The organism is Lentzea kristufekii (genome assembly GCF_033949925.1).
Classification (GTDB): domain Bacteria; phylum Actinomycetota; class Actinomycetes; order Mycobacteriales; family Pseudonocardiaceae; genus Lentzea; species Lentzea kristufekii.
This window is the reverse complement of sequence record NZ_JAXAVV010000009.1, coordinates 1-24,525: the sequence shown is the minus strand read 5'-3', so window position 1 is coordinate 24,525 and position 24,525 is coordinate 1. Positions and strand designations below refer to the sequence as shown.

The window sequence follows — 24,525 nt, the reverse complement described above, 5'->3', positions numbered from 1 at the left end:
TAGGGGAGAACCCCCACGGGTGGGTGATCTCCCTGTCAGACGGCCGGAGGAATGCCGGGACGCGGAGCGTCCCGGCATTCCTGGATCAGGCGGTCAGCAGAGTCAGCCCGTAGACGCGGAGGATCTCGTTGACGGGCTGGAACCAGGTGCGGCCGCCACTGGAGCAGTTGCCGTAGCCGCCGGACGTCACGCCCTGCGCCTGGTCACCGGTGATGAACGAGCCGCCGGAGTCGCCACCCTCGGCGCACACGCTCGTCCCGACCATCTCGTAGACCGCGCCCTGCTGGTAGTTCACGGTCTCGTTGCGGCCCTGGATCACGCCGCAGTGCCAGTGCGTGGTCGAGCCCGAACGGCACACCGAGGTGCCGGGCGGGGCCTCCCACGACCCGCGCACGAGTGCGTCGCTCACCTGGCCCCAGCCGAGCACGACGGGCACGTTCCACCAGCCACCGCCGGTGCGGACCCAGCCGTAGTCGTTGGTGGGGAACGAGGAGCCGACGAACTCGCCCTGCCACGACCGGTCCCAGCCGTAGACGTTCCAGGCACCGACGTTGCAGTGCCCGGCGGTGACGTAGCCGCCGTGCACCGAGAAACCGATCGAGCACCGGACGTTGCCCGTGTAGAACGGATCGCCGCCCACGGTGCCGGCCGCGAAAGTCTGCGGCCGCTGGACGCCCTCGGTGTTGACGACGACGTCCTCGGGCAACGCCGAGAGGTCGGCTCCAGGCAGGGCGTCGACGACCACGGCGCCGCGCTGGACGTCGACCCGCCACCCGGCGACGTCCTTCGAGACCGCCCCGGCCTTCGACAGTCCGTCGATGCCGGTCTTCACCGCGTTCAGGGACGCGAGGGACTTCGTCCGCAGCACCGGCTGGGCACCGGTGGCACGAACCGCTTCGGCACGCGCCGGATCGGTGACGGCCACCTGCAGCTTGCCGTCTGCGTACCAGCTGCCGCCGTACGCGTCGGCGGCGGCCTGCTCGGCGGCCGGCGCGATCTTCAGCGCCACCTTCTCCTGGCGGATCCTGGTCAGCGCCTGCGCCGGGGTGATCCCGAAGTCGCGGCTCATCGCGTCGACGACGTCCGCCGACGCCGTCGCAGCAGGGATGGTGATCGTGCTCAACACGATCGCGGACACGGAAATCATGCGTAGCAGCAAGTTCTCTCCTACGGTGCCCAAGGTGAGCTCACGGCCCAGCTCACGTCCTGGTTGTACGAGGCAGGGTTGTCGTACACGTGCGCGCCGCCGTTCGAGGCGACCCAGACCTCCTCCTGGTAGTGCCGGATGTTGGTGCCGAGCTCGTTGACCGACTCCAGCCGCACACCGCCACTTCCCTGCTGCGCGCAGAAGGTCGCGTCGCGGCGGAACAGGTCGGTGTTGTCGTTGGTGCCGAGCCGCACGCGGAAGTCCGCGTGCCGCAGGAACTGGTTCGGAATGTTGCGGGACTCGAGCGAGTAGCAGGTCGGGTCGGCTAGCCCGCGCCGGACGACGAACGTCGCGTCCGCCTTGGTCAGGCCGTCGCTCGCACTGGTCACGGCGTCCGTGCGCGCCAGCGAGTCACGGTGCCGCAGGTAGCGGTCCGTGAAGCCGGGCGTGGTCACGCGGAACGAGCGGGCGTGGTCCAGCGGCAGGTCCGCGCCGCTGCGCCACAACCCGGTCCCGGCCGCCCACGTGGAGTCCGCGGCGAAGGAGTTCGCGGTGTCCCAGGGGTTCGGGCCACCGGAGCGCGCCAGGTAGACGCCCTCGTTGTAGTGCCGCACGAACGAACCGCGCACGTTGTACGACTCCAGCGCGGTGCCGCCCGAACCTTCACGAGCGCAGAACGTCGCGTCGGCAGCGATCGTGCCGTTGTTCACGTCCGTGCGGATGCGTCCGTTGCTGTGCCTGAGGAACTGGCCGGGGAAGTTCCGCGACTCGAACGAGAGGCAGGCCTCGTCGGCGAGTCCGGGACGCACGTGGAACGTGGCGTCCAGCCTGCCCAGGTCCGTGCTGATCACGTCGGTGCGCGCCAGGGAGTCCTGGTGGCGCAGGTAGCGGTTGGTGTAGCCGGTCGTGGTGACGCGCAACGACACCACGTCGTCCGGACTGACCGCGGTGCCGCGCGCGACCGCCAGCACCCTCTGGTTGACGTCCCGCACCCGCGACTCGGTCATCTTCAGCACGCGCCGGTCGTAGGTGTAGAAGCCGTTGACCTCGTTCTCCACGTCGTACGGCTCGGTGTAGACCATCGCGGACAGCCCCCGCGTGTGGATCAGCCGCTGGACCTGCTTGACGACCTCCTCGTAGCGCTTGGTCAGCGACTGCTCGTCCGGGTACAGGGCGCCGTAGGCGAACCCGGCACCGGGCTGGTACTCGTGGCCGACGACCCTGCGACCGAGGCCGCCGAACTCGCCGAGCATCGCGACCCGGTTGTTGTCGGGCGGACGGGTGGTGGCGGAGATCTGGTAGTGGTGGTCGTCGATCACGTCGCCGTTGCCGGGGTCGGGATCCGAGACGCAGCAGTTGGAACCGGAGTTGTGGTTGATCAGCCGGGTGTTGTCGATCGAGCGGATCAGGTTCACGATCCGGCCCGCGTCGTACTCGCCCCAGCCCTCGTTGAACGGCACCCACTGCACGATCGACGTGATGCCCTTGAGCTGGTCGATCATCCGGCGCAGCTCGGACTCGAAGTTCGCGTGCGAGTTCGGCGCCTCGTCGATCGAGTCGACGGACGGCATGTCCTGCCAGACCATCAGGCCGAGCCGGTCGGCGTGGTAGAACCAGCGCGCGGGTTCGACCTTGATGTGCTTGCGGACCATGTTGAACCCCAGCGCCTTCTGGCGTTCCAGGTCGAAGCGCAACGCCTCGTCGGTCGGCGCGGTGTAGATGCCGTCCGGCCAGTAGCCCTGGTCCAGGGTGCCGCTCTGGAAGACGAACTTCCCGTTCAGCAACGGCCGCATGACGCCGCCGACCATCGCCTTGCCGAGCGAGCGCATGCCGAAGTAGCCCGTCACGGCGTCCCCGCCGGCCAGCGTCACGCGCAGGTCGTAGAGGAACGGGTCGTCGGGCGACCACAGCCGGGCGTTCGGCACCGGCACCCGCAGCGAGCTACCGGTCGTGCCGGTCTGCCGGCCGACGACCTGCCCGCCGCTGAGCACCTCGGCGGTGACGGCCTGGCCCGCGGTGCCCTGCACGACCAGGTCGAGCGCGCCCGCACCGACGTTCGGGGTGGTGTCGAGACGCGTGATGTTCGCCGCCCGCACCGGTTCCAGCCAGACCGTCTGCCAGATGCCGGACGCCGCGGTGTAGAAGATCCCGCTCGGGTTGCGGCGCTGCTTGCCGATCGGGTAGCGGCTGCCGTCCACCGTCGAGGTGACGCCGACGATGATCTCGTTCGTGCCGGCCGTCAGCGCCGAGGTGATGTCGAACGAGAACGCGTCGAAGCCGCCGGTGTGCGTGCCGACCTGCCTGCCGTTGACCCAGACCCGTGTCTCCCAGGTCACCGCGCCGAAGTTGAGCTTGACCTGGCGACCGTTCCAACTGGACGGAACGGTGAAGGTGCGCCGGTAGAACATGTTGTCCTCGTGCCGTTTGATCCCCGACAGAGCGGACTCGATCGGGTACGGCACGAGGACGCCTTCGGCCAGCGGACGGCCGATCGGCGGATTGGTGAGGTTCGGTGCTCCGGCGAACTCCCAGACACCGTTGAGGTTCTGCCACTCCGTGCGCACCAGCTGCGGTCGCGGGTACTCGGGCAGGGCGTTGGCCGGCGACACCTGGGAGGTCCAGGGTGTCGAGAGCGGAGGGACTTTCGGTACCCACTCCGCCGCGTGCGCTGGTGGTGCCAGGAAGGTTGCTGTGATCAGGATCGAGACCATCACGCCCAGGACGCGTCTGGTCATGGCTCTCCTATCTTCGCAATATTCGCTGCAGGACGACGACGATGAGCAAGAACACGCCGCTGACCACCGACTGGTAGTTGCTGTCGAGCGTGCCGATCTGGTTGATGACGTTCTGGATGACCTTGATCAGGCCGACGCCGATCACGGTGCCGAGGATCGTGCCCATGCCACCGGTCAGCAGGGTTCCGCCGATGACGACGACCGCGATGGCGTCCAGTTCGAGGCCGACGCCGATGACCGTGACGCCCGACTGCAGATAAGCGGCGGTCAGGGCGCCGGCGAGTCCCGCCAGCGTGCCGCTCATCGTGTAGACGAGGACCTTGGTCTTCGCGACGGGCACGCCCAGGAGGACGGCCGACTGTTCGGCGCCGCCCGTGGCGAACACGTTCTGGCCGAAGCTGGTGCGGTTCAGGACCATGCCGCCCAGGACGGCGAGCACGGCCGCGATGAAGATCGGGTAGCCGAAGCCGAAGACCGTGCCGCGGCCCAGTTCGACGAACGCGCTGTCCCCCGGGATCTGGTAGGTGTTGGCGCCCTCGTCGGTGATCGCCAGCAGGAGCCCGCGGGCGAACAGCAACGACGCCAGCGTGACGATGAACGGCGCCATGTTCGTGCGGGCGATCAGCAGGCCGTTGCTCAGGCCGATCAGCCCGCACACCACCAGCGGCAGCGCCAGCGCAGCCAGAAACCCGTACTGCGAGCCCCAGGCCGCGAGCACGCCGCCGAGGGCGTAGAGCGAGCCGACGGACAGGTCGATGCCGCCCGTGATGATCACGAACGTCATGCCGATCGCGATCACCGCGAGGAACGAGCCCTGCAGGGCGAGGTCGCGCAGGTTGTCGAGGCTGCCGAAGCGCGGGAAGACCAGCCAGGACACCGCGACCATCAGCACGAGCGCGACGGCCGCGCCCTGGCGTTGCAGGACCTTGGTCCTCGCGGCCGCCCTCGGCACGACGGGAGGGGTCGTGGTGGTGGTCATCGGCGCTCCCGTGCCACGTACACGGCCGCGATGATGATCGCGGCCTGGATCATCTGCGCGATCGAGTCCGGCAGGTTGTGCTTGATCAGGGTGGCCCGGACGAGCTGCATGAGGATCACGCCGAACACCGTGCCGAGCACGCGGACCTTGCCCCCGGTGAGCGGGGTGCCGCCGACGACCACCGCCGTGATCGCGGACAGTTCCATGAGCAGGCCCATGTCCGCGGGGTCGCTGGCGGCGAGCCGGGAGGTGGCCAGCACGCCGGCGATCGCCGCGAGCACCCCGGTGATCGCGTAGACGCCGATCAGCACCCGGCCGACCGGGAGTCCCGCGAGCGTGGCCGCCTTGCGGTTGCCGCCGATCGCGACGAGCTGGCGCCCGAACGTCGTGCGGTTCGTGAGGCCCGCGACGACGAGCGCCAGCAGACCCGCGATCAGCACGCTGATCGGGATGCCGAGCACGTCACCGGTGCCGAGCGCCAGGAACGTCTCGTCGTGCAGCTGGACGAGCTGCCCGTCCGCGATGACCAGGGCGAGGCCGCGGCCGCCCACCAGCAACGCGAGCGTGGCGACGATCGGCTGGATGCCGACCCTGGCGACGAGGAAACCGTTGAACGCTCCCGCCAGCACGCCGACGACGAGCGCCATCGTGATGGCCATGAGCGGACCGGCACCCAGGTAGAGCGGGATGATCGCGGCGGCCAGCGCCATCACCGCGCCGACGCTCAGGTCGACGCCTTCGGTGCCGATCACCAGCGCCATGCCGAGCGCGACGATCAGCACGGGCGCGGCCTGCACGAGCTGGGTCGTGAAGTTGCCCAGCGTCAGGAAGTTGGCCGTGAACAGGGCGTTGAACAGCAACAGGACGCCCACGGCGACGTAGACACCGTTGTCCTGCAACCAGCGCGTCCGCGCGGCTGCGGTGCTAGCGGCTGTTCTGGTGGCTGCCTGAGTGGTCGCCTGAGTCATCCATCACCTCCGCAGCGATGGCCGCGAGCACGTGTTCACGGGTGAGCTGGTCTCCTTCGAGTTCGCCCGCGACGGAGCCGTCGCGCAGCACGACGAGCCGGTCCGCGCCGTCGAGCAGTTCGTCCAGTTCGGAGCTGATCAGCAGCACCGCCAGGCCTTCCCGCGCGAGTTCGTCGATCAGCGCCTGCACTTCGGCCTTGGCGCCGACGTCGATGCCGCGCGTCGGTTCGTCGAGGAGCAGGATCTTGGGTTCCGTGCACAACCACCTGGCCAGCAACACCTTCTGCTGGTTGCCACCGGACAGCTCCGCGACCTTCTGCTCCGGGCTGGACACCTTGATGCGCAGGCGTTCGATGAACGTGTCCACGATCCGGTCCTGCCTGGACCTGCTGGTCACGCCGAACCTGCTGAGCCTCGGCAGCGCGGCCAGCACGATGTTCTCGCGCACGGACAGGTTGGGGATGATGCCCTCGGTCTTGCGGTCCTCGGCGAGCATGCTGATGCCCGCCTTCATCGACGCCTTCACGTTGTGCGGCACCGGCTTTCCGACGACGAGCACCGTGCCGCGGTCGAGCGGGAGCGCTCCGATGATCGCCTTCGCGGTCTCGGTGCGGCCCGAACCGAGCAGGCCGGCGAGGCCGACGACCTCACCGGGCCGGATCGACACGCTGACGCCGCCGATGCGCGGCTTGCTCGCGAGGTCGACGGCCTCCAGCACCGGCTGCGTGTCGGCGTGGTGGCCCTCGCCGAACGCCGTGGTGCCGTGCTTCTCGATCTCCTTGACCGATCTGCCGAGCATCAGCGAGACCAGTTCGATGCGCGGAAGTTCCTTGAGGGGACCACTGTGAACGTTCACGCCGTCTCGCAGGACCGTGACGGTGTCGCAGATCCGGTACAGCTCGTCCATGCGGTGGCTGACGTAGATGATCGCGATGCCCGCCTCGTGGAGCTTCCGCACGACGCCGAGCAACGTCTCGACCTCGCGCGGTTCCAGCGACGACGTGGGCTCGTCCATGATCACGACGTCCGCGTCGGCCTCGACCGCCCTGGCGAGCGCCACCATCTGCTGCTCGCCTACCGCGAGCGTCCCGAGTGGACTGCTCACGTCGGCCGTGATGCCGTAGCCCCGCAACAGTTCCGCCGCGTCGGCGTCGCGGCGGGCCCGGTCGATCAGGCCGAACCGGTTGCGCGGCTCGCGGCCGAGGAACAGGTTGGCGGACACGCTCATCAGCGGGACGAGGTTCACCTCCTGGTAGATCGTGGAGATGTGCCCGCCCCGGGTGATGGAACCGGCATCCGGGGTGTGGATGCCGGTCAGCACCTTGATCAGCGTCGACTTGCCGGCGCCGTTCTCGCCGACCAGCGCGTGGATCTCGCCGCGCTGGAGCGTGAAGTCCACGTCGGCGAGTGCCCGGACGCCGGCGAACGTCTTCGTCACGCCGGCGACCTCGATCACCGGATCAGTAGGCATTGCCGAGCTTCTGCGCCGCGTTCGCCGAGTCGTACTCGTCGTCGGAGATCACGATGTTCTGCGGGATCTCGTCGCCCTTGCCGAACTTCTCCAGCGTGTCGAACGCGAGCGGGCCGAAGCGCGGGTTGGACTCGACCACGGCGGTGTAGCTGCCGTCCGCGATGAGCTGCACGGCGTTGCGCGTGCCGTCGACGGAGACGATCTTGACGTCCTTGCCCGGCTGCTTGCCGGCGGCCTTGAGCGCGGTGACGGCGCCGATGCCCATCTCGTCGTTCTCGGCGTAGACGGCGGTGATGTCCGGGTTGCTCTGGATCAGCTGCTCCATCACGGCCTGGCCCTTGGACCTGTCGAACTCGCCGGTCTGCTCGGCGACGACGGTGAGGCCGGGCGTGCCGGCGATGCCGTCCTTGAAGCCCTTGGTCCGGTCGACCGTGACGTTGTTGCCCGAGGCGCCGAGCAGGATCGCGACCTTGCCGGTGCCGCCGGTCGCCTTGATCATCTGCTGGGCTGCGCGTTTGCCCTGTTCGACGAAGTCCGAACCGATGAACGTGAGGTAGTCGGCGCAGGGCTTCGACGTCACCTTGCGGTCGATCGTGATGACCGGGACCTGCTTGGCCTTGGCCGCGTCGAACGCGGGCTGCAGGCCGTCGGAGTTGAGCGGCGCCACGATCAGCAGCTTCGCCCCGCGGTCGATCAGCGACTTGATGTCGCTGATCTGCTTGTTCAGGTCGCTCTGCGCGTTCGTGTAGAGCAGTTCGGCTCCGCGCTTCGCGGCCTCGTCCCTGATCGACTGCGTCTCCGCGGTGCGGAACGGGTTGGCTTCCTTCTCCGACTGGGAGAAGCCCACCATCGCGCCCTTGACGTCGACCTGCGGATATCCGGTCGTGGACCGCGCGCAACCGGGGCCCGTGCTCTGGTTCTGCGCGGCACTCGCGGCGGGCCCTCCGGTGGTGGGGCCCTGCTGGCCCTCTCTGGCGGTACAACCCGTCACGAGCAAGGCGGCGGCTGCGATGAGCAGGATGCGAGACATCTTTGGCTCCTACACCGGGACTGTGCGTGGACGCGCTCTCAGGCGCTAGATTTGCATCGTTGTTCCAACGTTGTAAAGACTGGGAACTTCCCGGTACTTTTCCCGGTACTTCTTCTGGAGGCTGTGTTGGCCACGCTCAAGGACGTCGCTCGGCTGGCGGGCGTCTCGGTGAAGACCGTGTCGAACGTGGTCAACGGCTACTCGTTCGTGAAACCGGACAACCGCCGCCGCGTCGAGGAGGCGCTGGAGGCGACCGGGTACCGCCCCAACCTCGGCGCCCGCAACCTGCGCCGCGGCCGCACGGGCTTCATCGCCCTGGTCCTGCCCGAGCTCTCGATCCCCTACTTCGCCGAGCTCGCCGGCCTCGTCATCGCCGCCGCCCAGGACCACGAGTGGAACGTGCTCATCGAGCAGACGTTCGGCACCCTGGCCGGCGAACGTTCCGCACTGGCCTCCCTGGGCCCGCACCTGGTCGACGCCGCGATCCTCAGCCCGGAAGCCCTGCAGGTGGACGACTTCCAGCTGCCCGTCCCCGCCGTCCTGCTGGGCGAGCACGCCGTCGACGTCCCGATCTCCCGCGTGGGCATCGACAACGTGGCCGCCGCGCAGGCCGCCGTCCGGCACCTGATCTCGCTGGGCCACCAGCGCATCGCCGCAATCGGCGCCCACCCCCACCGAGGCACCGCCGCGCTGCGCCTGGAGGGCTACCGCCGGGCCCTGGCCGAAGCCTCACTGCCGTTCGTGGACGAACTCGTCGTCCCCGCGCTGAACTACCACCGCGCGGACGGCGCCGCCGCGATGAGGTCGTTGCTGGACCTGCGCACCCCGCCGGACGCCGTGTTCTGCTTCAACGACCTCCTGGCCATCGGCGCCATGCGGGCGGCGGGCGAACGTTTCGTGCGCGTCCCCCAGGACCTCGCCGTCGTCGGCTTCGACAACAACGAGGAAAGCGTCTACAGCTCCCCGTCGCTCACGTCCGTCGCCCCCGACAAGGCGGCCATCGCCCAGGCCGCGGTCGCCCTGCTGCACCGCCGCGTCGAGTCCGGCGACGCCCTCGAGAACGTCGAGACGCCGTTCTCCTTGCAGGTGAGGGAAAGTACCGTGGCCCGATGACGGTGACGTTCGGCCCGGACCACATCGTTTCGGTGTACCGGTGGGCGATGGAGATCGCGGACTACGGGCGCGCGAAGGCGTCGTAGGTGCGCTGGTCGAACAGGACGAACCTGACCAGCTCGACCGGCGCGTTCTGGACCGCGGCGCGGGCGATGCGGGAGGCGTCCTCGACGGGCCAGCGGTAGATGCCGGTGGAGATCGCGGGGAACGCGATGGTGCGTGCCTGGAGTTCGGCCGCCACGCGCAGGGCGTTGCGGTGGCAGTCGGTCAGCAGTTGCGAACGGTCCTCGGTGGCCGACCAGACCGGGCCGACGGTGTGCACGACCCACCGCGCACGCAGCCGGCCCGCCGTGGTGGCCACCGCCTGGCCCGTCTTGAGACCGCCGCCGTAGTGGCCCGCGCGCAGTTCGCGGCAGGCGGCGAGGATCTCCGGGCCGCCCTTGCGGTGGATCGCGCCGTCCACTCCTCCGCCGCCCAGGAGGGAGGAGTTGGCGGCGTTGACGATCACGTCGACTTCCTGTTCGGTGATGTCGCCGAGGACGTACTCGATGGTGGCCACGTCCCCGATTGGATCACGACAGCGGACAGGTCGCCACGTCATCCGGCCGAGGCAAAGTAGCCGACTGAGGCGGCTCCACCCCGTCCAACCACCCCTCCAAAGCCACGAACGCAGCCCGATGGCAGGGTGCAAGGGGCCGCAACCGATCCGGATGGGCATCCACAAGCCCATCCACATGCGTCCCCTGCTCCACCCGGTAGTACCGGTGCAACCGATCAGGCGTCATCCCCGCGTACACGTCCGAGTCCTGGCTGATAGGCAACAGCACGTCGTAAGTCCCGTGCACAGTCAGCAGAGGCCGCTTCACCTTCCCGGTCAACGCAACCCGAGACACCGCAGGCCCGGCAACACGCCGCCGCGCCGCATACGAGTAGTCAGCGTCGCAAGAAGGCGTACCGGGAGCACAGAAAGGCACGCCGGCCTCCAGATCCCCGTCGAACCCAGGATCGAACTCCTCGCGGTAGATGCGCTGCGTCAGGTCCCAGTAGTAGCGGTAGTGGTAGTCCCACAGGAATTCGGAACCGGCTGGGAAGCCCGCCGCGACCATCGCCTCGTGCGCGCCCGGTTCGCCTGCCAGGTAGGCCGGGTAGGCGCGGAGGACGGGTGGCAGGAACGTCAGGGGGTTCGGGCCCTTGACCGTCCACAGTGTCCCCTCCCAGTCGACGCCGCCGTCGTAGAGGTGCGGGCGGTTCTCCAGCTGCCAGCGGACCAGGTAGCCGCCGTTGGAGATGCCGGTGGCGATGGTCCGGCGCGGGGTTCGGCCGTAGCGTTGGGAGACAACGGACTTCGCCGCGATGGTGAGCTGGGTGAAGCGGTGGTTCCACTCCTCCATCGCGCGGCCGTCGCGGTAGAACTGAGCTCCGGTGTTGCCCTTGTCGGTGGAGGCGAAGGCGTAGCCGCGGGAGAGGACCCAGTCGGAGATCGCGCGGTCGTTGGCGTACTGCTCGCGGACGCCCGGGGCGCCGGTGACGACGAGGCCGCCGTTCCAGCGGTCGGGCAGTCTGACCACGAACTGGGAGTCGTGGCCGTCGTGGTTGGTGTTGGTGCGCGAGGTGTCCGGGAAGTGGCCGTCGATCTGGATGCCCGGGACGGCGGGCGGAACGGGAAGGGCGGTGCTCGTGAGGCCCGCCCAGTCGGCCGGGTCGGTGTGGCCGGTGGCGACCAGGCCGGTCGTGGTGAGGTCGGCGAGGCGGGCGAGTCGCTGGTGTTCGGCGCCGGGGACCGTCATCGCGGACGTCGGCGGGGTCAGCGCGAGCACCAGTACCAGCGGGAGCAACATAGCTGGTCAAGCTAGTTGTGGCGGCCCGGCGGCGACATGGTTGCCTCCCACACAAGGCCCGCTTTGAAGGTGGTGAAGCCGAACAGGTCCAGCACCCGGCGGACCTGGGGCTGGGTGTGGTGCACGGTGAACGACTTGCCGTTGTGGTGGGCCGCGCAGAGCAGGAGCAGCAGTGTGCGGAGACCACCCGCGGACAGGAACGTCACCTCGGCGAGGTCGACCGAGACGTGGTCCGTGACGGTGTCGGCGATGCCGGGCAGCACGGCGGCGAAGAACAGGTTGCAGTTCGTCATGTCCATCTCGCCTTGGCAAGTGGCCACGAAACGGGTGCCGGAACGTTCCGTCCGCACGGTGAACGGGCTGATCTCGCAGGCGGTCATGAACCACTTCACCGCACTGCGAGCACGGACGATAGCAGCGGAAACGAAGCCCGCGACCGGAAAACGAAGCGCCTCAACCTGACCGCAGGGTCTTCGACGGCGAGACGTCGTACGCGGCGCGGTAGTGCGCGGCGAAGACACTCGGACGGGCGTACCCCCAGCGAGCCGCGATCTCGGTGACAGACCCCCTGCCCGCCATCAGGTCCTCGTGGGCGCACGAGAGACGCACACCCCGGAGGTAGGCCATCGGTGTCGTGGCGAGGTGACGGCGGAACGCGAGCTGCAACGCCCGGATGGACACCCGAGCCGCACGCGCTATGTCCGCGGCGGAGATGGCCGCCGCGGCGTTGTCCTCGATGAACGTGATCGCACGGCGCAGGCTTCTCGGGTGCGCGTCACGCCGGTCGACGAACGTCGGCGCGGCGTGTGTGGTGTTCGGGAACGTGGCGAGGGTGTTCGCCACCAGCAGACGGGTCGCGTTCGCCGTCACGAGCGGGTTGTCGCCGAAGTGCGGCAGCACCTGGTCGCGCAGATGCACGCAGGTGGACCACCACACTGCCGCGACCCGGGCCGAGACCGGCCGGAAACCGGAGAACCGAACACCGTCGGCCACCTCGTCGATCACCGACTGGGTCAGCGTGACCGTCGACAGCCGCGGGTCGAAGATCGCCCCGACGAAGGGGCTCTCGGGTGGTGCGCACAGGAACACGTCACCGGGCAACCAGAAACGGTCCTCCCCGCCCGAACGGTAGTAGACCATCCCGGCACCCGAGTGCCCGAAGACGAAGTTGTTCATCGGGTCGACGCTGACTTCCAGCGCGATGCGCCCGTACAACTCGCCGAACCAGACGTGCCTGTACGTCCACGACGACATCCGCATATGAGGGTGCTTGATGCCGGCGTTGAGACGCATCTGGCCGTAAGCCGCGTTCAACACCTCGTGCACCGCGTCCAAGTCCGCCAGTTCGACGACCTGTTCCACGTGCTGCACGATCCTCGTCCGCCCAGCCGGTGTCCATCGCCAAGACGGTTGCTTCCGCTCCCCCGGTGGGAGGGCGGAAGCAACCGTCATCTGGCTAGACCCGCACGAGCGAGGCCAGCGCGGCCTGTCCCTGCTGGTTCGGGTGGAACACGGCCTCCGGCCCCTCCTGACCCGGTGCCAGCGCGTCGAATCCGCGCAAGAACGGGGTGCCCGACTCGCACAGCGCGTGGCCTTCGAACGTGCCGGGACGGGAGAACGGGCTGGCGTAGGTGACGTTGACGCCCTTGTACGCCGCGTTGGCCACGGCGGCGCGGAGGGTGGCGTCGATGCCGTCGGCCACCTGGTTGCCCTGGCTGCGTTCCGCGGTGGTCAGGACGCCCTCGCCGCAGATCGGGTCGAGCACGGCGCCGGGCGGGTTGTCCGAAGCGGACACCTGACGGCCGTAGCCCACGACGACCACTCGCGCGTACGGGCTGCGCTTGCGGATCTCGGTGAGCAGGGCGGTGACGTTGCCGCCCATCTGCGGCAGCCTGGCCAGGATCGCCTCGGTCGGAGCACCCGTGCAGTCCGCCTGGATGCAGATGCCGCCGTACGTCGCGTAGTCGATGTCGTTGGTGCCGACGGTGAGCAGCACCAGGCCGGTGCCGCGCCGCAGGGCGTCCAGCTGGGCCGGACGGTCCTTGAACGGACGGGAGAGGTCCGCGGTGGCGGCACCGCTGCAGCTCACGTTGGTGAACGAGCCGAGCCTGCCGGCCGCGCGCAGGCCGGCGGCCACCTGCTCGCCGTAGGAGTTGTTGCTGCGCCAGCAGTTGCCGGCGGTTCCATCCTGGTAGGACCCCGCGCCGGTGCCGGAGGCGTACGAGTCACCGAGCACCACGAGCGAGGTGGAGCGGGTCGCGTTGGCCGTGGGAGCGATCCCAAGGGCAGCCAGAACCGCTGTGAGGACGACGATCGTTCTTTTCACATGACCCCCGATGTTGATGCGATTGCACCGCCATAGTGCCCGAACCACCACGTCGTGTGCCGCCAAACGAGATACCGCGACATTTCAGCTGACAGCGGTCAGGACGTCCGCGATCTCCTGCAGCAGCGGCGTCTTGCGGTCGTTCGGCAGGAACGAGGCCAGCACGGCGTTCTCGGCCAGCTTCGCGACCTCCGCGCGTCCCAGGCCGAGTGCGGTGGCCACCGCCAGGTACTCGCCTTCCAGCGTCGCACCGAAGAACGGCGGGTCGTCGGTGTTCAGCGTGACCACCACGCCGGCGTCGAGCATCTGCCGCACGGGATGCGTCTCGATCGACGCCACCTGCCGCGTGCGGACGTTGGACGTCGGGCACACCTCCAGCGGAATCCCCTTCAGCGCCAGGTGGTCCAGCAACGCCGGGTCCTGATGGCAGCTCGTGCCGTGGCCGATGCGCTCGGCACGGAGGTCGCGCACCGCCGACCAGACGGTCTCCGGGCCGGTGGTCTCGCCCGCGTGCGGCACGCTGTGCAGGCCCGCATCCCTTGCCGCGTCGAAGAAAGGTGCGAACTGGGCACGGCCGACGCCCTCCTCCGGCCCGCCGAGCCCGAAGGAGACCAGGCCGTCAGGGCGTTCGGACAGCGCGAACGCCAGCGTCTCCCGGCCGGCGACCAGGCCCTTCTCACCCGGGATGTCGAAGCACCAGGCCAGTTCGACGCCCAGTGCCGAGGCTTCCGCGCGACCGGACCCGAGTCCCGCGAGGAGCTCGTCGCCGGACATGCCGTCCGTCAGGTGGTTGTGCGGCGTCACGGTGACCTCGGCGTACCTGACGTTCTGCCGCGCCAGTTCACGCGCCAGGCCGACGACGAGGGTGTGGATGTCGGCACGGCCCTTCACCATCGACTGGACCGCCCAGAACACCTTCAGGAAGTGGTCGAAGTCCCGGAACGCGTAGAAGCGCTCCAGCTCGGCGCGGTCGGCGGGCACACCGGCCTCGGGATGGCGCCGGGCGAGTTCCAGGACGGTGTCGATACCGGCCGAGCCGACGAGGTGGACGTGCAGTTCGACCTTGGGCAGTGCGTGGATGAACGAACGCATGGCAAAGCTCCCCGTGCGAGGCGAAGGTGAGAGAGGTGGCGGAAGAACGGGACGACTCAGGGAGCGAGGTCGCCGCGTTCGGTGTCAGCGCCGTAGAGCGGCAGCTTGAAGTCCGGCACGACCCCCAAGCTAGCAGCACCGGCGCAAATGCGGTGGCGGCACTTCCGTCCCGGTTGCACGATGTGGCGTGTGACCGGCGAGGACGTGCTTGGAATCTTGGCGGCGTTGCGGGACTTCGACATCTGCGTGGGCGGTGGCTGGGGCGTCGACGCGCTGGCCGGCGAGCAGACCCGGCCGCACGCCGACCTCGACCTCATGCACCGCGAGGAGCAGGAACCGCAGGTCGTCGCCGCACTCGCCGCGCGCGGGTTCGCGGAAACCCTGTCGTGGCGGCCGGTGCGGTTCGTGCTCACCGATCCCGGCGGGCGCGAGATCGACCTGCACCCGTTGCGGTTCGCGGAGGACGGCAGCGCCGAGCAGTCCTCGCTGACGCCCGGCGAGCCGTTCCGCTACCCGGCGGAGTGCTTCGTCACCGGCACGATCCTCGGGACGGCCGTGCGGTGCCTGTCGGCCGAACAGCAGCTGTTCTTCCACCGGGGTTACGAGCCGCGGGAGAAGGACCTGCACGACCTGGCGTTGCTGCGCTCACTTGCGGCGGCGAAAACTCGGTGGCGCCGAGGGCTAGCGTGGGGTGGGTGAAGGGATTCAATCCGAGTTTCGGTCCCGAAACGGCCAAGAACTACGACAACTCACCCCGCGGCGACGAGGCCGAGACGGTCCGCTTCCTGGCGGCGTTCGGCACGAGCGCCTTGGAGTTCGCGATCGGCACGGGCCGCATCGCGTTGCCCCTCAAGGAATCCGGTGTCGAGGTGGACGGCGTCGAGCTCTCCCCCGACATGGTCGCGCGCATGCGGGAGAAACCCGGCGGCGACGAGATCGACGTGGTCATGGGCGACATGTCCGAAGCCGGCACCGATCGCACGTATCCGTTGGTGTACCTGGTCTACAACACGATCACGAACCTGCTCACCCAGGACGCCCAGGTGCGGTGCTTCGAGAACGCCGCGCGCCACCTCACCCCGGACGGCGTGTTCGTGATCGAGTGCGGTGTGCCGAGCTGGGCGGCGCGGCAACGCCACCAGTTCATCGACGTGGAGACCGTCGAGGTCGACCACGTCGAGCTGGACGTCAACCGCTACGACCCGGTCACCCAGCTGCTCGACGAGAACCACGTGCACATCGGCGCGGACGGCATCCGGTTCGGCGCGATCCGGCAGCGGCTGTCCTACCCGTCCGAGTTCGACCTCATGGCGCGGATCGCGGGGCTGCGGCTGCGCGAGCGGCACGGCGGCTGGAACGGCGAGCCGTTCGTCGCGGACAGCAAGCGGCACGTGAGCGTGTACGAGAGAGCCGCGTGACGTACTGCGTCAGGAGTTGAACGCTTCCAGCGCCTCGGCCTTGATCTGGTCGAACTGGGCGGCCATCGCCTCGGACAGGGCCTGGGCGCCGGACAGCGGGCGCACCATGACGGTGAACTCGTCGATCAGCCCGTTCTCGTCGAGGTGCAGGAAGTCGCAGCCCTGGATCTCCTTGCCGCCCACCTCGGTCCGGAACACCAGCGCGTGGTTCGGGCCGTCGATGATCTCGCGCTCGTAGCGGAAGTTCTCGAACACCCGCATCACGCCGCGCAGGATCGCCGCGGTGATCGGCTTGCCGGGGTACGGCGCGAACGCGACAGGGCTGGTGAACACGACGTTGTCGGCCAGGCACGCCGCCATCGCCTCGGTGTCCCGTGCTTCGACCGCCTTGCGGAATGCGTTCACAGCGACGCCCTCACATACTCAACTTGTTGACTAAGTTGATGCACCGTAACCTGCTGCTATGTCGCTGCGCAACGCCGTGATGGCCGCCCTGCTCGACGGGGAGTCGTCCGGCTACGACCTGGCCAAGGCGTTCGACGCGTCGGTGGCGAACTTCTGGATCTGCACCCCGCAGCAGCTCTACCGGGAGCTGGACCGCATGGAGGCGGACGGGCTGATCGTCGCCAGGACCGTCGAGCAGGAACGCCGGCCGACCAAGCGCCTGTTCTCCCTCACCGAGCGGGGCCGTGAGGAGCTGACGAGGTTCACGGCCGGGCCGCACAAGCCCACCGCGATCCGCGACGAACTGCTGGTGGCCGTGCTGGCGGCGGATTCCGGTGACGCCGAGGGGGTTCTGGCCTCCATCCGCGAACGCAAGCAGTGGGCCGAGGCGAAGGTCGCGCGCTACGAACGGCTCAGGGCCAAGTTGCTCGACGGCCGTTCCGAAGAGGACTTCCTCGCCACCGCCGAACGGGTCGGGCCGTACCTGACGTTGTTGCGCGGCTTGTCGTTCGAGCGGGACAACGTGCGGTGGTGTGCCAGGAGCCTCACCGTGCTGGAGCGGCGTGGTGCCCGGCTCGACGCGCCGGGGTGAGGTTGAATCGGGTTCATGAACGGCATTTCGCTCTTGCAGGAGGCACTCAGCGCACCCGCGGCAGAGGCGCGCAACCGGTTCGCGGGGCGGCTCAACGGTTACCTCGACGGGTCCGACGTCGTGCACGCCGTGCGGTTGCAGGGCTGGCTCGGGCTGGAGGTGCCGGGCCCCGGCTGCCACGTCGGCACCGGCAGCTGGGACTTCACCCGGTTCAAGGCGACCACGTCCCCGGTGACGTGCGGGCGCTGCCGCTCCGCCGGGCTGCTCACCAGCTCGTTCACCGGAGGCCCGCACCAGCAGACCCTGGACCTCGAGGGCATCTAGATCGCGGCGCGGTTGCGCAGCCCCATCCCCGTCAGCGCGATCATGCCGAGGCGCTCGTAGTACGGACGCAACGCGTCGTCGCACACGAGGTCCACCGAGTAGAAATGCGCGGTCTCGGCCACGATGCGCCGCATCAGCTCCGTGCCGATGCCCTGGCCCTGGAACTCCGGCCGCACCTCCAGCCACGGGATGAACGCGGTCAGCACGCCGTCGCTGATCATGTTCACGAAGCCGACGACGCCGTCGTCCGGTGAACGCGCGATCACCACGTGGTAGCTCCCGCGCAGCACGGCGAGGTGCTGGGCGGGCGACGGCGGCTTGGGCCACCCCACGAAGAAGCCGGTGAGATCGGCCTCGGCCAGGTCGTCAAGATCGGTGCGGTAAGTGATCACCGCCGTATTGAACCGTTCTCACAGAACATCCGTAGGGTGGTTTCTACCAATTCGGCCGCTAAGCTGCTGGTCGTGACCCTGCCGACTGCTCCGCTGCGCCGTGCGCGCTGTGCTGCCGTCGGCGTCGTCAACGGGACGCTCGCGGTTCTCGCGCACTCCAGCGCGGACGGCCGCTTACCCGACGCCGGACTCGTCCTCTCGCTGGTCGCGCTGCTCACCTGGGCGACGGCCGGGTTCGCCCGGCACGAGCTGACGTGGCGGAGGCTGCTCCTGCTGATCGGCGGCGGGCAGCTCGCGATGCACGTCCTGGTGTCGCTCGCGGCGTTCCGGCACGCGCACGAAGCCGAACCGGCGCGCATGATCGCCTCGCACGTCGTGGCCACGGCACTGACGGTCGTCGTGCTCGCCGTCGCGGAACGGTCCGTCCTCGCGCTCGCCCGCGCGGTCACCGCCGCACTCCCCCGCAGGCTCAGCGTCCTGCCCGCCACCGCACCTCTGGTCGTCGCCACGCCGTCGCTCGCGCCGGCCGCGATCGTCTTCCTGGACGTGCTGTCGTGGCGCGGTCCTCCGGCTGAACAGGTCTGAATCCCCTTCACAGGGCCGCTCACCGAGCGGTCCTGCCCCTGTTCACGCCCATTGGGAGCACCATGACCACCACAGCCGCTCCGTCACGCACGTCGTTCGCGTGGCGAGGACTCTTCCTGCGCCTGCACTTCTACGCCGGCGTGCTCGTCGGCCCGTTCGTCCTGATCGCCGCGCTGACCGGCGTGCTCTACGCCCTGACACCGCAACTGGAGTCCTGGGTCTACTCCGACCAGCTCCGCGTTCCCGCGACCGCACAGCAACTTCCGCTGTCCCAGCAGGTCGACGCCGCACTCGCCACCTCACCCCGGGGGTCGCTCGTCGCCGTCCGGCCCGCACCCGAACCCGGTGCCACGACCCGCGTCCTGTTCTCCGAGAAGGGCCTGGGCGAGTCCGAACGCCGGGCGGTCTTCGTCGACCCCGGCACCGGACGCGTCACCGGTGATCTCGTGGTCTACGGGTCGAGCGGCGTGCTGCCGCTGCGCACGACGCTGGACCAGTTGCACCGCAACCTGATGCTCGGCGAACCCGGCCGCCTCTACAGCGAACTCGCCGCCTCCTGGCTGTGGGTCGTCGCGCTGGGCGGCCTGGTCCTGTGGGTCTCCCGGGCACGCAACAGCAAGCGCATCCGGACGCACGGGCTGATCGGTGTGTGGGTGCTCGCCGGCGCGTTGTTCCTGTCCGCCACCGGTCTCACGTGGTCGGCCTATGCGGGCGAGAACGTCGCCATGCTGCGCACGGCGGTCGGCTGGTCCACGCCGACGCTGAAGATGCCCGGTGCCGGCGAGAGCCACGGTGATCACGGTTCGAGCACCTCGTCCGCCGGTGGGCACGGGGAGATCGACGCCGTGTTCGGCGCCGCGAAGCTGTCCGGCATCGACGCGAAGGCGGTCGAGATCGGACTGCCCGCCACCCCCGGCGGTGCCTGGAAGGTGGCCGAGATCGAGAAGGGCCTGCCCACCCAGAACGACTCCGTCGCGGTGCACGGCGGCGAGGTGGTCAGTGCGCTGAAGTTCGCCGACTTCCCGCTGGGCGCGAAGCTGACCAGGTGGGGCATCGACGCGCACATGGGTGTGTTGTTCGGCTGGCCCAACCAGCTGCTGCTGTTGCTGATCGGCGGTGGACTGGTCGCTTCGGTCGTGCTCGGCTACCGCATGTGGTGGAAGCGCAGGCCCACGAACGGCTTCGGCCGCCCGGCCCCGCGCGGTCAGTGGCGCAAGGCCCCGCGCGGCGCGTTGATCGGGCTCGGCCTCGGCGCGCTGCTCGTGGGGTGGTTCGTGCCGTTGCTCGGGGTCAGCCTGGTGGTCTTCCTGGCCGTCGACCTGCTGCTCGGCAGGCGGGTGAAAACGGCGGCGTCCTGACCGTCCACTGTGGACGAGGCTTGCCTGATCTGGACATTTACGGCATATTAACGGCCAGGTGAGCCGGGAAGACTGGTCGGCCCGCACGTCACACCAGGTGGCGGCGGCGAGCCGACGAGGGGCGCCCACATGACGCTGATCCCCCACGCCATCCCTCTGATCAACGATCCCCAGGTCGTCCACGCGCTCGCTGCCCGATGGCGGCGCACCAGGACATTGCTGCTGCTTTCGGCCGGTGTCCTGCCCGTCGCCATCGGCATCGTGTGCGTCGTGCTCGCCGGGATGACGTCGGCCGGGCAGCGCATCATGCCGTGGTGGTCGGCCATTCCGGCGGTCGCCGCGGCGGCGTGCGCGTGGGCGTTGCTGACCTGGTTGCGGCGCAACGGGTTGAGCGATCCGCACTCGTGGCTGCCCGCCACCACCCTGATGACGGGCGCGCAGCTCGTGCTCGGCGTGCTGCCGGGCTCGGGCATCGCGTTGCGGCTCAGCCCCGGCGCGGCGATCGCGGTGAAGGCGTTGTGCGCGGCCGGGGTGCTCGGCGCCGGATCCGCCAGCGCACTCGCCCGGCTGGCCCACCGCTCACTGCTCTCGGCTCCCGTCCTCGAACTCGGGTCGACGGCGTTCCCGCTCGTGCTGGACGGCAGTGGCGCACGCGTGGTGATCGGCACGGATCGCGTCGACTGGACCACCCGCACGGGTGCGCGGATCGACTCCGGGGTCTCGTTCGCCCGCATCCTCCGCGTGACGGCGCATTCGCACACGATCAAGCTGCACACCGCGTCCGGCTCGTGGACGGTACCCGTGGCGGATCCGGCGACCGCACAGGCGTTGCTGCTCCGCCGGATCACGTGGTGGGAGGAGCGCCGTGACGCGGCCGCCGAACGCGAGCAGCGCCGCTACCTCGACCTGGTCGGGCTGCTCGCGGCCGTCAGCGGCGAGGCCACCCGCGGCGGCATCAGCGTGACGGTCGACTCGAACGGTCTCACGACGGGCATCTCGCTGAGCCCCGAGGTGCGCGAGCTCGAACCGGAAGTGCTCGCGGCGCAGCTGATGGCGTGCGTGCAGAGGGCGCGGGCGGACGCGCGCAGGCAGGTTCAGGACCTGGTGCTCGACCACGCCGATGACCAGATGGTGAAAGCCAGCCACTAGTCGGTTGTCCCCGAGATGTCGTCCTGCCTACGTTCGCCCGGACAACTTCGGGAGATGGGGGACGACTTGCGCAGACGTGACTTCTTCGCAGCGGCGGCCGGCGTGGCCGCTGTCGTGGCCAATCCCGCGAGCGCGCTCGCGGCCAACGAGCAGCGGCCGGGCGCGTCGCACCTGCCGGACCTGGACCTCGGCGACTTCCCGGTCGTGGCAAGGGTCCGTGCTCGCAAGGCGCTGGAGCACCTGAAGGTCCTGAGCGACAAGATCGGACCGCGCATCGGCGGCACCGCGTCGGAGCACCAGGCTCGCGACTACCTCGTCCGCGAGCTGAAGGCGCTGCGGTACCAGGTGACGACGCAGCCGTTCACCGTGCCGGACAAGTACCTCGCCGACGTCAACGGCGGATGGCAGGCCGGCGCCTCGCGCCTCGGCTCGCTCGGCGTCACCGTCAAGGCCCCGTTCGTCGAGGTCACCGACGGCGCGTTGCCCGATCTCACCGGCAAGATCGCGTTCTACGTCAACGCTCCCGCCGGCTCCGCGCCGACGCACGCGGCGATCGAACGCGGTGCGGTGGCGGTGGTCCTCGGCCGGATCTCCGCGACGGCGAACAAGTCCAGCGCCTTCTCCCCCACGCTCGACCGCAACGTCACCGTGCCGGTCATCGGCCTCGCCCAGGTGCACACCGAGAAGCTGCGTGCGCAGGGCTCCGGCGAGCTGACGATCAGCACCATCCACCACCCGAACCTCACGTCGTACAACGTGATCGCGGACCGGCCGGCGACGTTCCCGTGGCGTGACAACGGGGTCGTCATGGTGACCGCGCACTACGACAGCGTGCCGGGCTCACCGGGCGCCAACGACGACGGCAGCGGCACGGTCCTGTGCCTCGAACTGGCCCGTGTGCTGCGGTACCTGCCCACGCACAAGGCGCTGCGATTCGCGCTGTGGGGTTCGGAGGAGCAGGGCCTGCTCGGGTCACGGCACTACGTCTCCCAGCTCCCGCCGGAGGAGATCGCGCGGATCAAGGGCGTGTTCCAGAACGACATGGTCGCCACCAGCCACGACCCGGCCACGGCGTACTGGCTGCTGTCCGTGGACGGCGCCGACAACGCCACGACGGCCGGGGTCCGCGCCGCGGCGCAGAGGCTCGGCTACGACCCGAGGGTGCACGGACCGGTGGCGCGCGGGTCGAGCGACCACGTGCCGTTCCACGAGAAGGGCATGGCGTCGGCGAACTTCAGCTGGCGCGGCGAGGGCGGGCCGGCGCAGCTGGAGCCGATCTACCACACCCCGGAGGACACGATCCGCGACAACATCAGCCTGGAACGGCTGCAGGTGTCGCTGGAGCTGATCGGGTCGGCGGCCTACCGGCTCGCCACCCAGAGGTAGGTGGCTCAGGCCCCCGAGCCGATGTCGAGCACCGCCTGGGTGAACGCCTGCGGCACGGCTTGCCCGATGCCGTCCTGGTCGGTGGCCGGATCACCGGCCTGGCCTGCAGCTCGCGCTCGAGCCCGTCAAAGCGGTGCTCGCCCCGCGCGAGCTGCAGGCGCGGACCAGGGGTGTCAGAAGGTCCAGACCGCCCGCTTGCCCGGACCCACCACCAGCGTGGACGAGCCCAGCTTCTCGACGTGCCTCGCCACCACGCAGTTCAGCTCGAACTCGACGCGCTTGAGCCCGGTCTTCCCCGGCGGCGCCTCGTCGAACCGCATCGTCGTGCCGCCGCGCGTGGCCACGACGGTGCCGGGTTCGGTCAGCAGCGAGAAGCCGCCGGCCCGCAGCAGCGGCACGGTGTCCGCCAGGTCCGAGGGGGTGACGGCAAGGCGGATGAACGTGATGTCGCGCATCACCCTGTCCTCGTACACGTCCGGCAGGTACCGCTCACGCGTCACGTCGCCGGGGAACCGCGCGGGTCCCACCTTGCTGCGCGGGTCGTCCAGGTACTCGTCGCGGTACTCCATGGCCCAGGCGCCGAACTTCTGGTACTTCTCGATCAGGAACAGCGAGTCGAACCACGGCACCGGCTTGCCGTCGCCGAAGTCGCGGGTCTGCAGGAAGTCGATCGGCTTCTGTCCCGCCGCGCGCAGCCGGGCGCCGAGCTTCTCGATGTCACCGTCGCGCTCGGTCGAGAGCCCCAGACCGGCGGACCCCAGCTGGCCGTCCTGCCCGGGCACGTCGCCCAGCCCGAAGATCTCCAGGTAGGTCTCGCGGCCGCGCAGGTAACGCCCCGTCCAGACCTTGCCGTCCGCGCCGGTCGTCGTGCGCACCTCGAAGTCCGCGAACTGCCTGAGGTAGCGCGAGTGCTCGACCGCGTCCGCGGTGGCTCGATCGAGCGTTCCCCATGCGTGGTTGTAGTACAACAACTGCCGTTCTCCCGCTTGCGCCGGTCCCACGCCCGACACAGCCAGAACTACGGCCAAGATCATGCAGGACACCCGTCGGAGCACCATGGAATCGATCGTAGGACGGACCCGCTCAAGCCAGACTCAAGCCATCCGAAGGGGACCCCGTGTTCGACGCCACCAGGTGGACGGTTCTCGCCCCGCTGCTGCAGGCCGCCACCGCCGGCCGTGACCTGCTGGACGACACGATCCGCAGGCTCACCCCGGACGCCGTCGCCGCGGAGGTCCTGCGCGAGATCGGCGAGCACGACGTGCGCCTGGACCTGAGCTTCGGCGGTCGCACCAGCACCCACCTGTGCACGGACGCCGAAGTGGTGGTCACGCTCGACCTGGCCGACGCCGTGCGGGGCCTCTACGGCACCGACACCCGCCCGTGGCCGAGCCTCGCCGTCACCACCCCGGGCCCCGATCTCGACGAACGCGGGATCGGCGGGTGGTTCCAGGACCGCAAGGGCATCGCGCAGTCCGTCCAGGAGCTCCTGTCCGCGCTCAGGCCCGGCCACCGGGACCTGGGCGAGCTGGCCGTGGAGCACGGCTCGGACAAGTGGGGCGACCTGCACTGGTACACGCAGCACTACGAACGCCACTTCGCCCGCCTGCGCGACGAGCCGGTGCGGGTGCTGGAGATCGGCATCGGCGGCTACGACGACCCGGACCGCGGTGGTGGCTCGCTGCGGATGTGGCAGCGGTACTTCCGGCGCGGCCTCGTGCACGGTCTCGACATCGCGCGCAAGAACGTCACCGGGCCGCGGATCATGACCGTGCTGGGCGACCAGTTCGACGCCGGGTTCCTCGACCGGCTGGGCCGCGAGCTCGGACCTTTCGACGTGGTCATCGACGACGGCAGCCACCTCAACGAGCACGTGCGGACCTCGTTCCACGCGCTGTTCCCGCACGTCCGCGCGGGCGGGCTCTACGTCGTGGAAGACCTGCAGACCGCGTACTGGCCGAGCTGGGGCGGCCATCCCGAGGCGACCGCGAGCACGTCGATGGGGATGCTCAAGTCCTTTGTGGACGGCCTGAACCAGGCCGAGGTGCGGGATCCGCGCGGTGAGGGCTCCTACCTGGAGCGCAACATCAGCGGGATCTCGTTCCACCACAACATCGCGTTCGTCGAGAAGGGACTGAACGCCAAGGAGGGCGGACCGGCCTTCCTGCGCACCCTCTT

Annotated in this window: 24 protein-coding genes and 1 pseudogene; 10 read left to right on the top strand and 15 right to left on the bottom strand. The window is 69.4% G+C overall.

Going from position 1 to position 24,525, the window contains the following annotated elements:
* Positions 1-85 precede the first annotated feature (85 nt).
* Genes SK571_RS19330 through SK571_RS19305 form a run of 6 tightly spaced genes read right to left on the bottom strand, consistent with a single transcriptional unit; the run spans position 86 to position 8,330 of the window.
* Entirely contained in the window at positions 86-1,147 is a 1,062-nt protein-coding gene (locus tag SK571_RS19330) for a S1 family peptidase (RefSeq protein ID WP_319985473.1), read from the bottom strand.
* A gap of 20 nt (positions 1,148-1,167) precedes the next feature.
* A complete protein-coding gene (locus tag SK571_RS19325; protein ID WP_319985472.1) occupies positions 1,168-3,882 on the bottom strand; it encodes an AbfB domain-containing protein in 2,715 nt (904 codons plus the stop codon).
* Positions 3,883-3,889: 7 nt separating this feature from the next.
* Positions 3,890-4,861, bottom strand: a complete 972-nt coding sequence (locus SK571_RS19320; RefSeq protein WP_319985471.1) for an ABC transporter permease — start codon at positions 4,859-4,861, stop codon at positions 3,890-3,892.
* On the bottom strand, positions 4,858-5,829 hold the full coding sequence (locus SK571_RS19315) for an ABC transporter permease (protein ID WP_319985470.1): 972 nt from the start codon (positions 5,827-5,829) through the stop codon (positions 4,858-4,860). The genes SK571_RS19320 and SK571_RS19315 overlap by 4 nt, the downstream gene beginning before the upstream one ends.
* Entirely contained in the window at positions 5,786-7,300 is a 1,515-nt protein-coding gene (locus SK571_RS19310) for a sugar ABC transporter ATP-binding protein (RefSeq protein ID WP_319985469.1), read from the bottom strand. Before SK571_RS19310 ends, SK571_RS19315 begins: the two co-directional genes overlap by 44 nt.
* A complete protein-coding gene (locus SK571_RS19305) occupies positions 7,290-8,330 on the bottom strand; it encodes an ABC transporter substrate-binding protein (protein ID WP_319985468.1) in 1,041 nt (346 codons plus the stop codon). The genes SK571_RS19310 and SK571_RS19305 overlap by 11 nt, the downstream gene beginning before the upstream one ends.
* A 126-nt stretch (positions 8,331-8,456) precedes the next feature.
* Between SK571_RS19305 and SK571_RS19300 the strand changes: the two genes are divergently transcribed.
* The gene (locus tag SK571_RS19300) at positions 8,457-9,443 is read left to right on the top strand and encodes a LacI family DNA-binding transcriptional regulator (RefSeq protein ID WP_406602005.1); all 987 of its coding nucleotides are present in this window, start codon (positions 8,457-8,459) and stop codon (positions 9,441-9,443) included.
* Positions 9,444-9,504: 61 nt separating this feature from the next.
* Here SK571_RS19300 and SK571_RS19295 read toward each other — a convergent pair whose 3' ends face one another.
* From SK571_RS19295 to add, 6 genes are all read right to left on the bottom strand, one after another.
* On the bottom strand, positions 9,505-10,044 hold the full coding sequence (locus SK571_RS19295) for an O-acetyl-ADP-ribose deacetylase (protein WP_319985466.1): 540 nt from the start codon (positions 10,042-10,044) through the stop codon (positions 9,505-9,507).
* Positions 10,016-11,281: a tannase/feruloyl esterase family alpha/beta hydrolase gene (locus SK571_RS19290; protein WP_319985465.1), complete on the bottom strand. Its 1,266-nt coding sequence runs from the start codon at positions 11,279-11,281 to the stop codon at positions 10,016-10,018. Before SK571_RS19290 ends, SK571_RS19295 begins: the two co-directional genes overlap by 29 nt.
* A gap of 11 nt (positions 11,282-11,292) precedes the next feature.
* The gene (locus tag SK571_RS19285) at positions 11,293-11,661 is read right to left on the bottom strand and encodes an STAS domain-containing protein (protein ID WP_319985464.1); all 369 of its coding nucleotides are present in this window, start codon (positions 11,659-11,661) and stop codon (positions 11,293-11,295) included.
* A 73-nt stretch (positions 11,662-11,734) separates the two neighbouring features.
* Positions 11,735-12,643, bottom strand: a complete 909-nt coding sequence (locus SK571_RS19280) for a helix-turn-helix transcriptional regulator (RefSeq protein WP_319985463.1) — start codon at positions 12,641-12,643, stop codon at positions 11,735-11,737.
* 94 nt (positions 12,644-12,737) lie between these two features.
* Positions 12,738-13,607, bottom strand: coding sequence for an SGNH/GDSL hydrolase family protein (locus SK571_RS19275; RefSeq protein ID WP_319985462.1), 870 nt, complete (start codon positions 13,605-13,607; stop codon positions 12,738-12,740).
* A gap of 84 nt (positions 13,608-13,691) precedes the next feature.
* A complete protein-coding gene (add, locus tag SK571_RS19270; protein WP_319985461.1) occupies positions 13,692-14,699 on the bottom strand; it encodes an adenosine deaminase in 1,008 nt (335 codons plus the stop codon).
* Between the two features lie 189 nt (positions 14,700-14,888).
* Here add and SK571_RS19265 point away from each other — a divergent pair, with 189 nt between their 5' ends.
* The gene (locus tag SK571_RS19265; protein ID WP_319985460.1) at positions 14,889-15,398 is read left to right on the top strand and encodes a nucleotidyltransferase domain-containing protein; all 510 of its coding nucleotides are present in this window, start codon (positions 14,889-14,891) and stop codon (positions 15,396-15,398) included.
* Entirely contained in the window at positions 15,395-16,117 is a 723-nt protein-coding gene (locus tag SK571_RS19260) for a class I SAM-dependent DNA methyltransferase (protein WP_319985459.1), read from the top strand. The genes SK571_RS19265 and SK571_RS19260 overlap by 4 nt, the downstream gene beginning before the upstream one ends.
* Positions 16,118-16,126: 9 nt before the next feature.
* On the opposite strand, the gene SK571_RS19255 is transcribed toward SK571_RS19260, so the two are convergent.
* Positions 16,127-16,522, bottom strand: coding sequence for a nuclear transport factor 2 family protein (locus tag SK571_RS19255; RefSeq protein WP_319985458.1), 396 nt, complete (start codon positions 16,520-16,522; stop codon positions 16,127-16,129).
* A 58-nt stretch (positions 16,523-16,580) separates the two neighbouring features.
* Between SK571_RS19255 and SK571_RS19250 the strand changes: the two genes are divergently transcribed.
* Both SK571_RS19250 and SK571_RS19245 read left to right on the top strand, forming a co-directional pair.
* Positions 16,581-17,153, top strand: coding sequence for a PadR family transcriptional regulator (locus tag SK571_RS19250; RefSeq protein ID WP_319985457.1), 573 nt, complete (start codon positions 16,581-16,583; stop codon positions 17,151-17,153).
* A 15-nt stretch (positions 17,154-17,168) separates the two neighbouring features.
* Positions 17,169-17,477, top strand: coding sequence for a hypothetical protein (locus tag SK571_RS19245; protein WP_051770467.1), 309 nt, complete (start codon positions 17,169-17,171; stop codon positions 17,475-17,477).
* Here the strand turns inward: SK571_RS19245 and SK571_RS19240 are convergent.
* Positions 17,474-17,869 (bottom strand): GNAT family N-acetyltransferase, encoded by a 396-nt coding sequence (locus SK571_RS19240; RefSeq protein ID WP_319985456.1) that lies wholly within the window; start codon positions 17,867-17,869, stop codon positions 17,474-17,476. The two genes, SK571_RS19245 and SK571_RS19240, sit on opposite strands and share 4 nt — an antisense overlap.
* 72 nt (positions 17,870-17,941) lie before the next feature.
* On the opposite strand from SK571_RS19240, the gene SK571_RS19235 reads away from it, so the two are divergent.
* The 4 genes from SK571_RS19235 to SK571_RS19220 all read left to right on the top strand — a co-directional run bounded on the left by SK571_RS19235 (position 17,942) and on the right by SK571_RS19220 (position 22,347).
* A complete protein-coding gene (locus tag SK571_RS19235) occupies positions 17,942-18,454 on the top strand; it encodes a hypothetical protein (RefSeq protein WP_319985455.1) in 513 nt (170 codons plus the stop codon).
* Between the two features lie 62 nt (positions 18,455-18,516).
* Entirely contained in the window at positions 18,517-19,812 is a 1,296-nt protein-coding gene (locus tag SK571_RS19230; RefSeq protein ID WP_319985454.1) for a PepSY-associated TM helix domain-containing protein, read from the top strand.
* Between the two features lie 129 nt (positions 19,813-19,941).
* Positions 19,942-20,961, top strand: coding sequence for a YbaB/EbfC family nucleoid-associated protein (locus tag SK571_RS19225; protein WP_319985453.1), 1,020 nt, complete (start codon positions 19,942-19,944; stop codon positions 20,959-20,961).
* Positions 20,962-21,015: 54 nt separating this feature from the next.
* Complete coding sequence (locus SK571_RS19220) at positions 21,016-22,347, top strand: M28 family peptidase (protein ID WP_319985452.1); 1,332 nt, start codon at positions 21,016-21,018, stop codon at positions 22,345-22,347.
* Positions 22,348-22,520: 173 nt separating this feature from the next.
* On the opposite strand, the gene SK571_RS19215 is transcribed toward SK571_RS19220, so the two are convergent.
* Positions 22,521-23,405: a DUF5829 family protein gene (locus tag SK571_RS19215; protein WP_319985451.1), complete on the bottom strand. Its 885-nt coding sequence runs from the start codon at positions 23,403-23,405 to the stop codon at positions 22,521-22,523.
* Positions 23,406-23,464: 59 nt separating this feature from the next.
* Here SK571_RS19215 and SK571_RS19210 point away from each other — a divergent pair.
* Positions 23,465-24,525: pseudogene (locus tag SK571_RS19210) on the top strand (hypothetical protein); the annotation flags it as partial.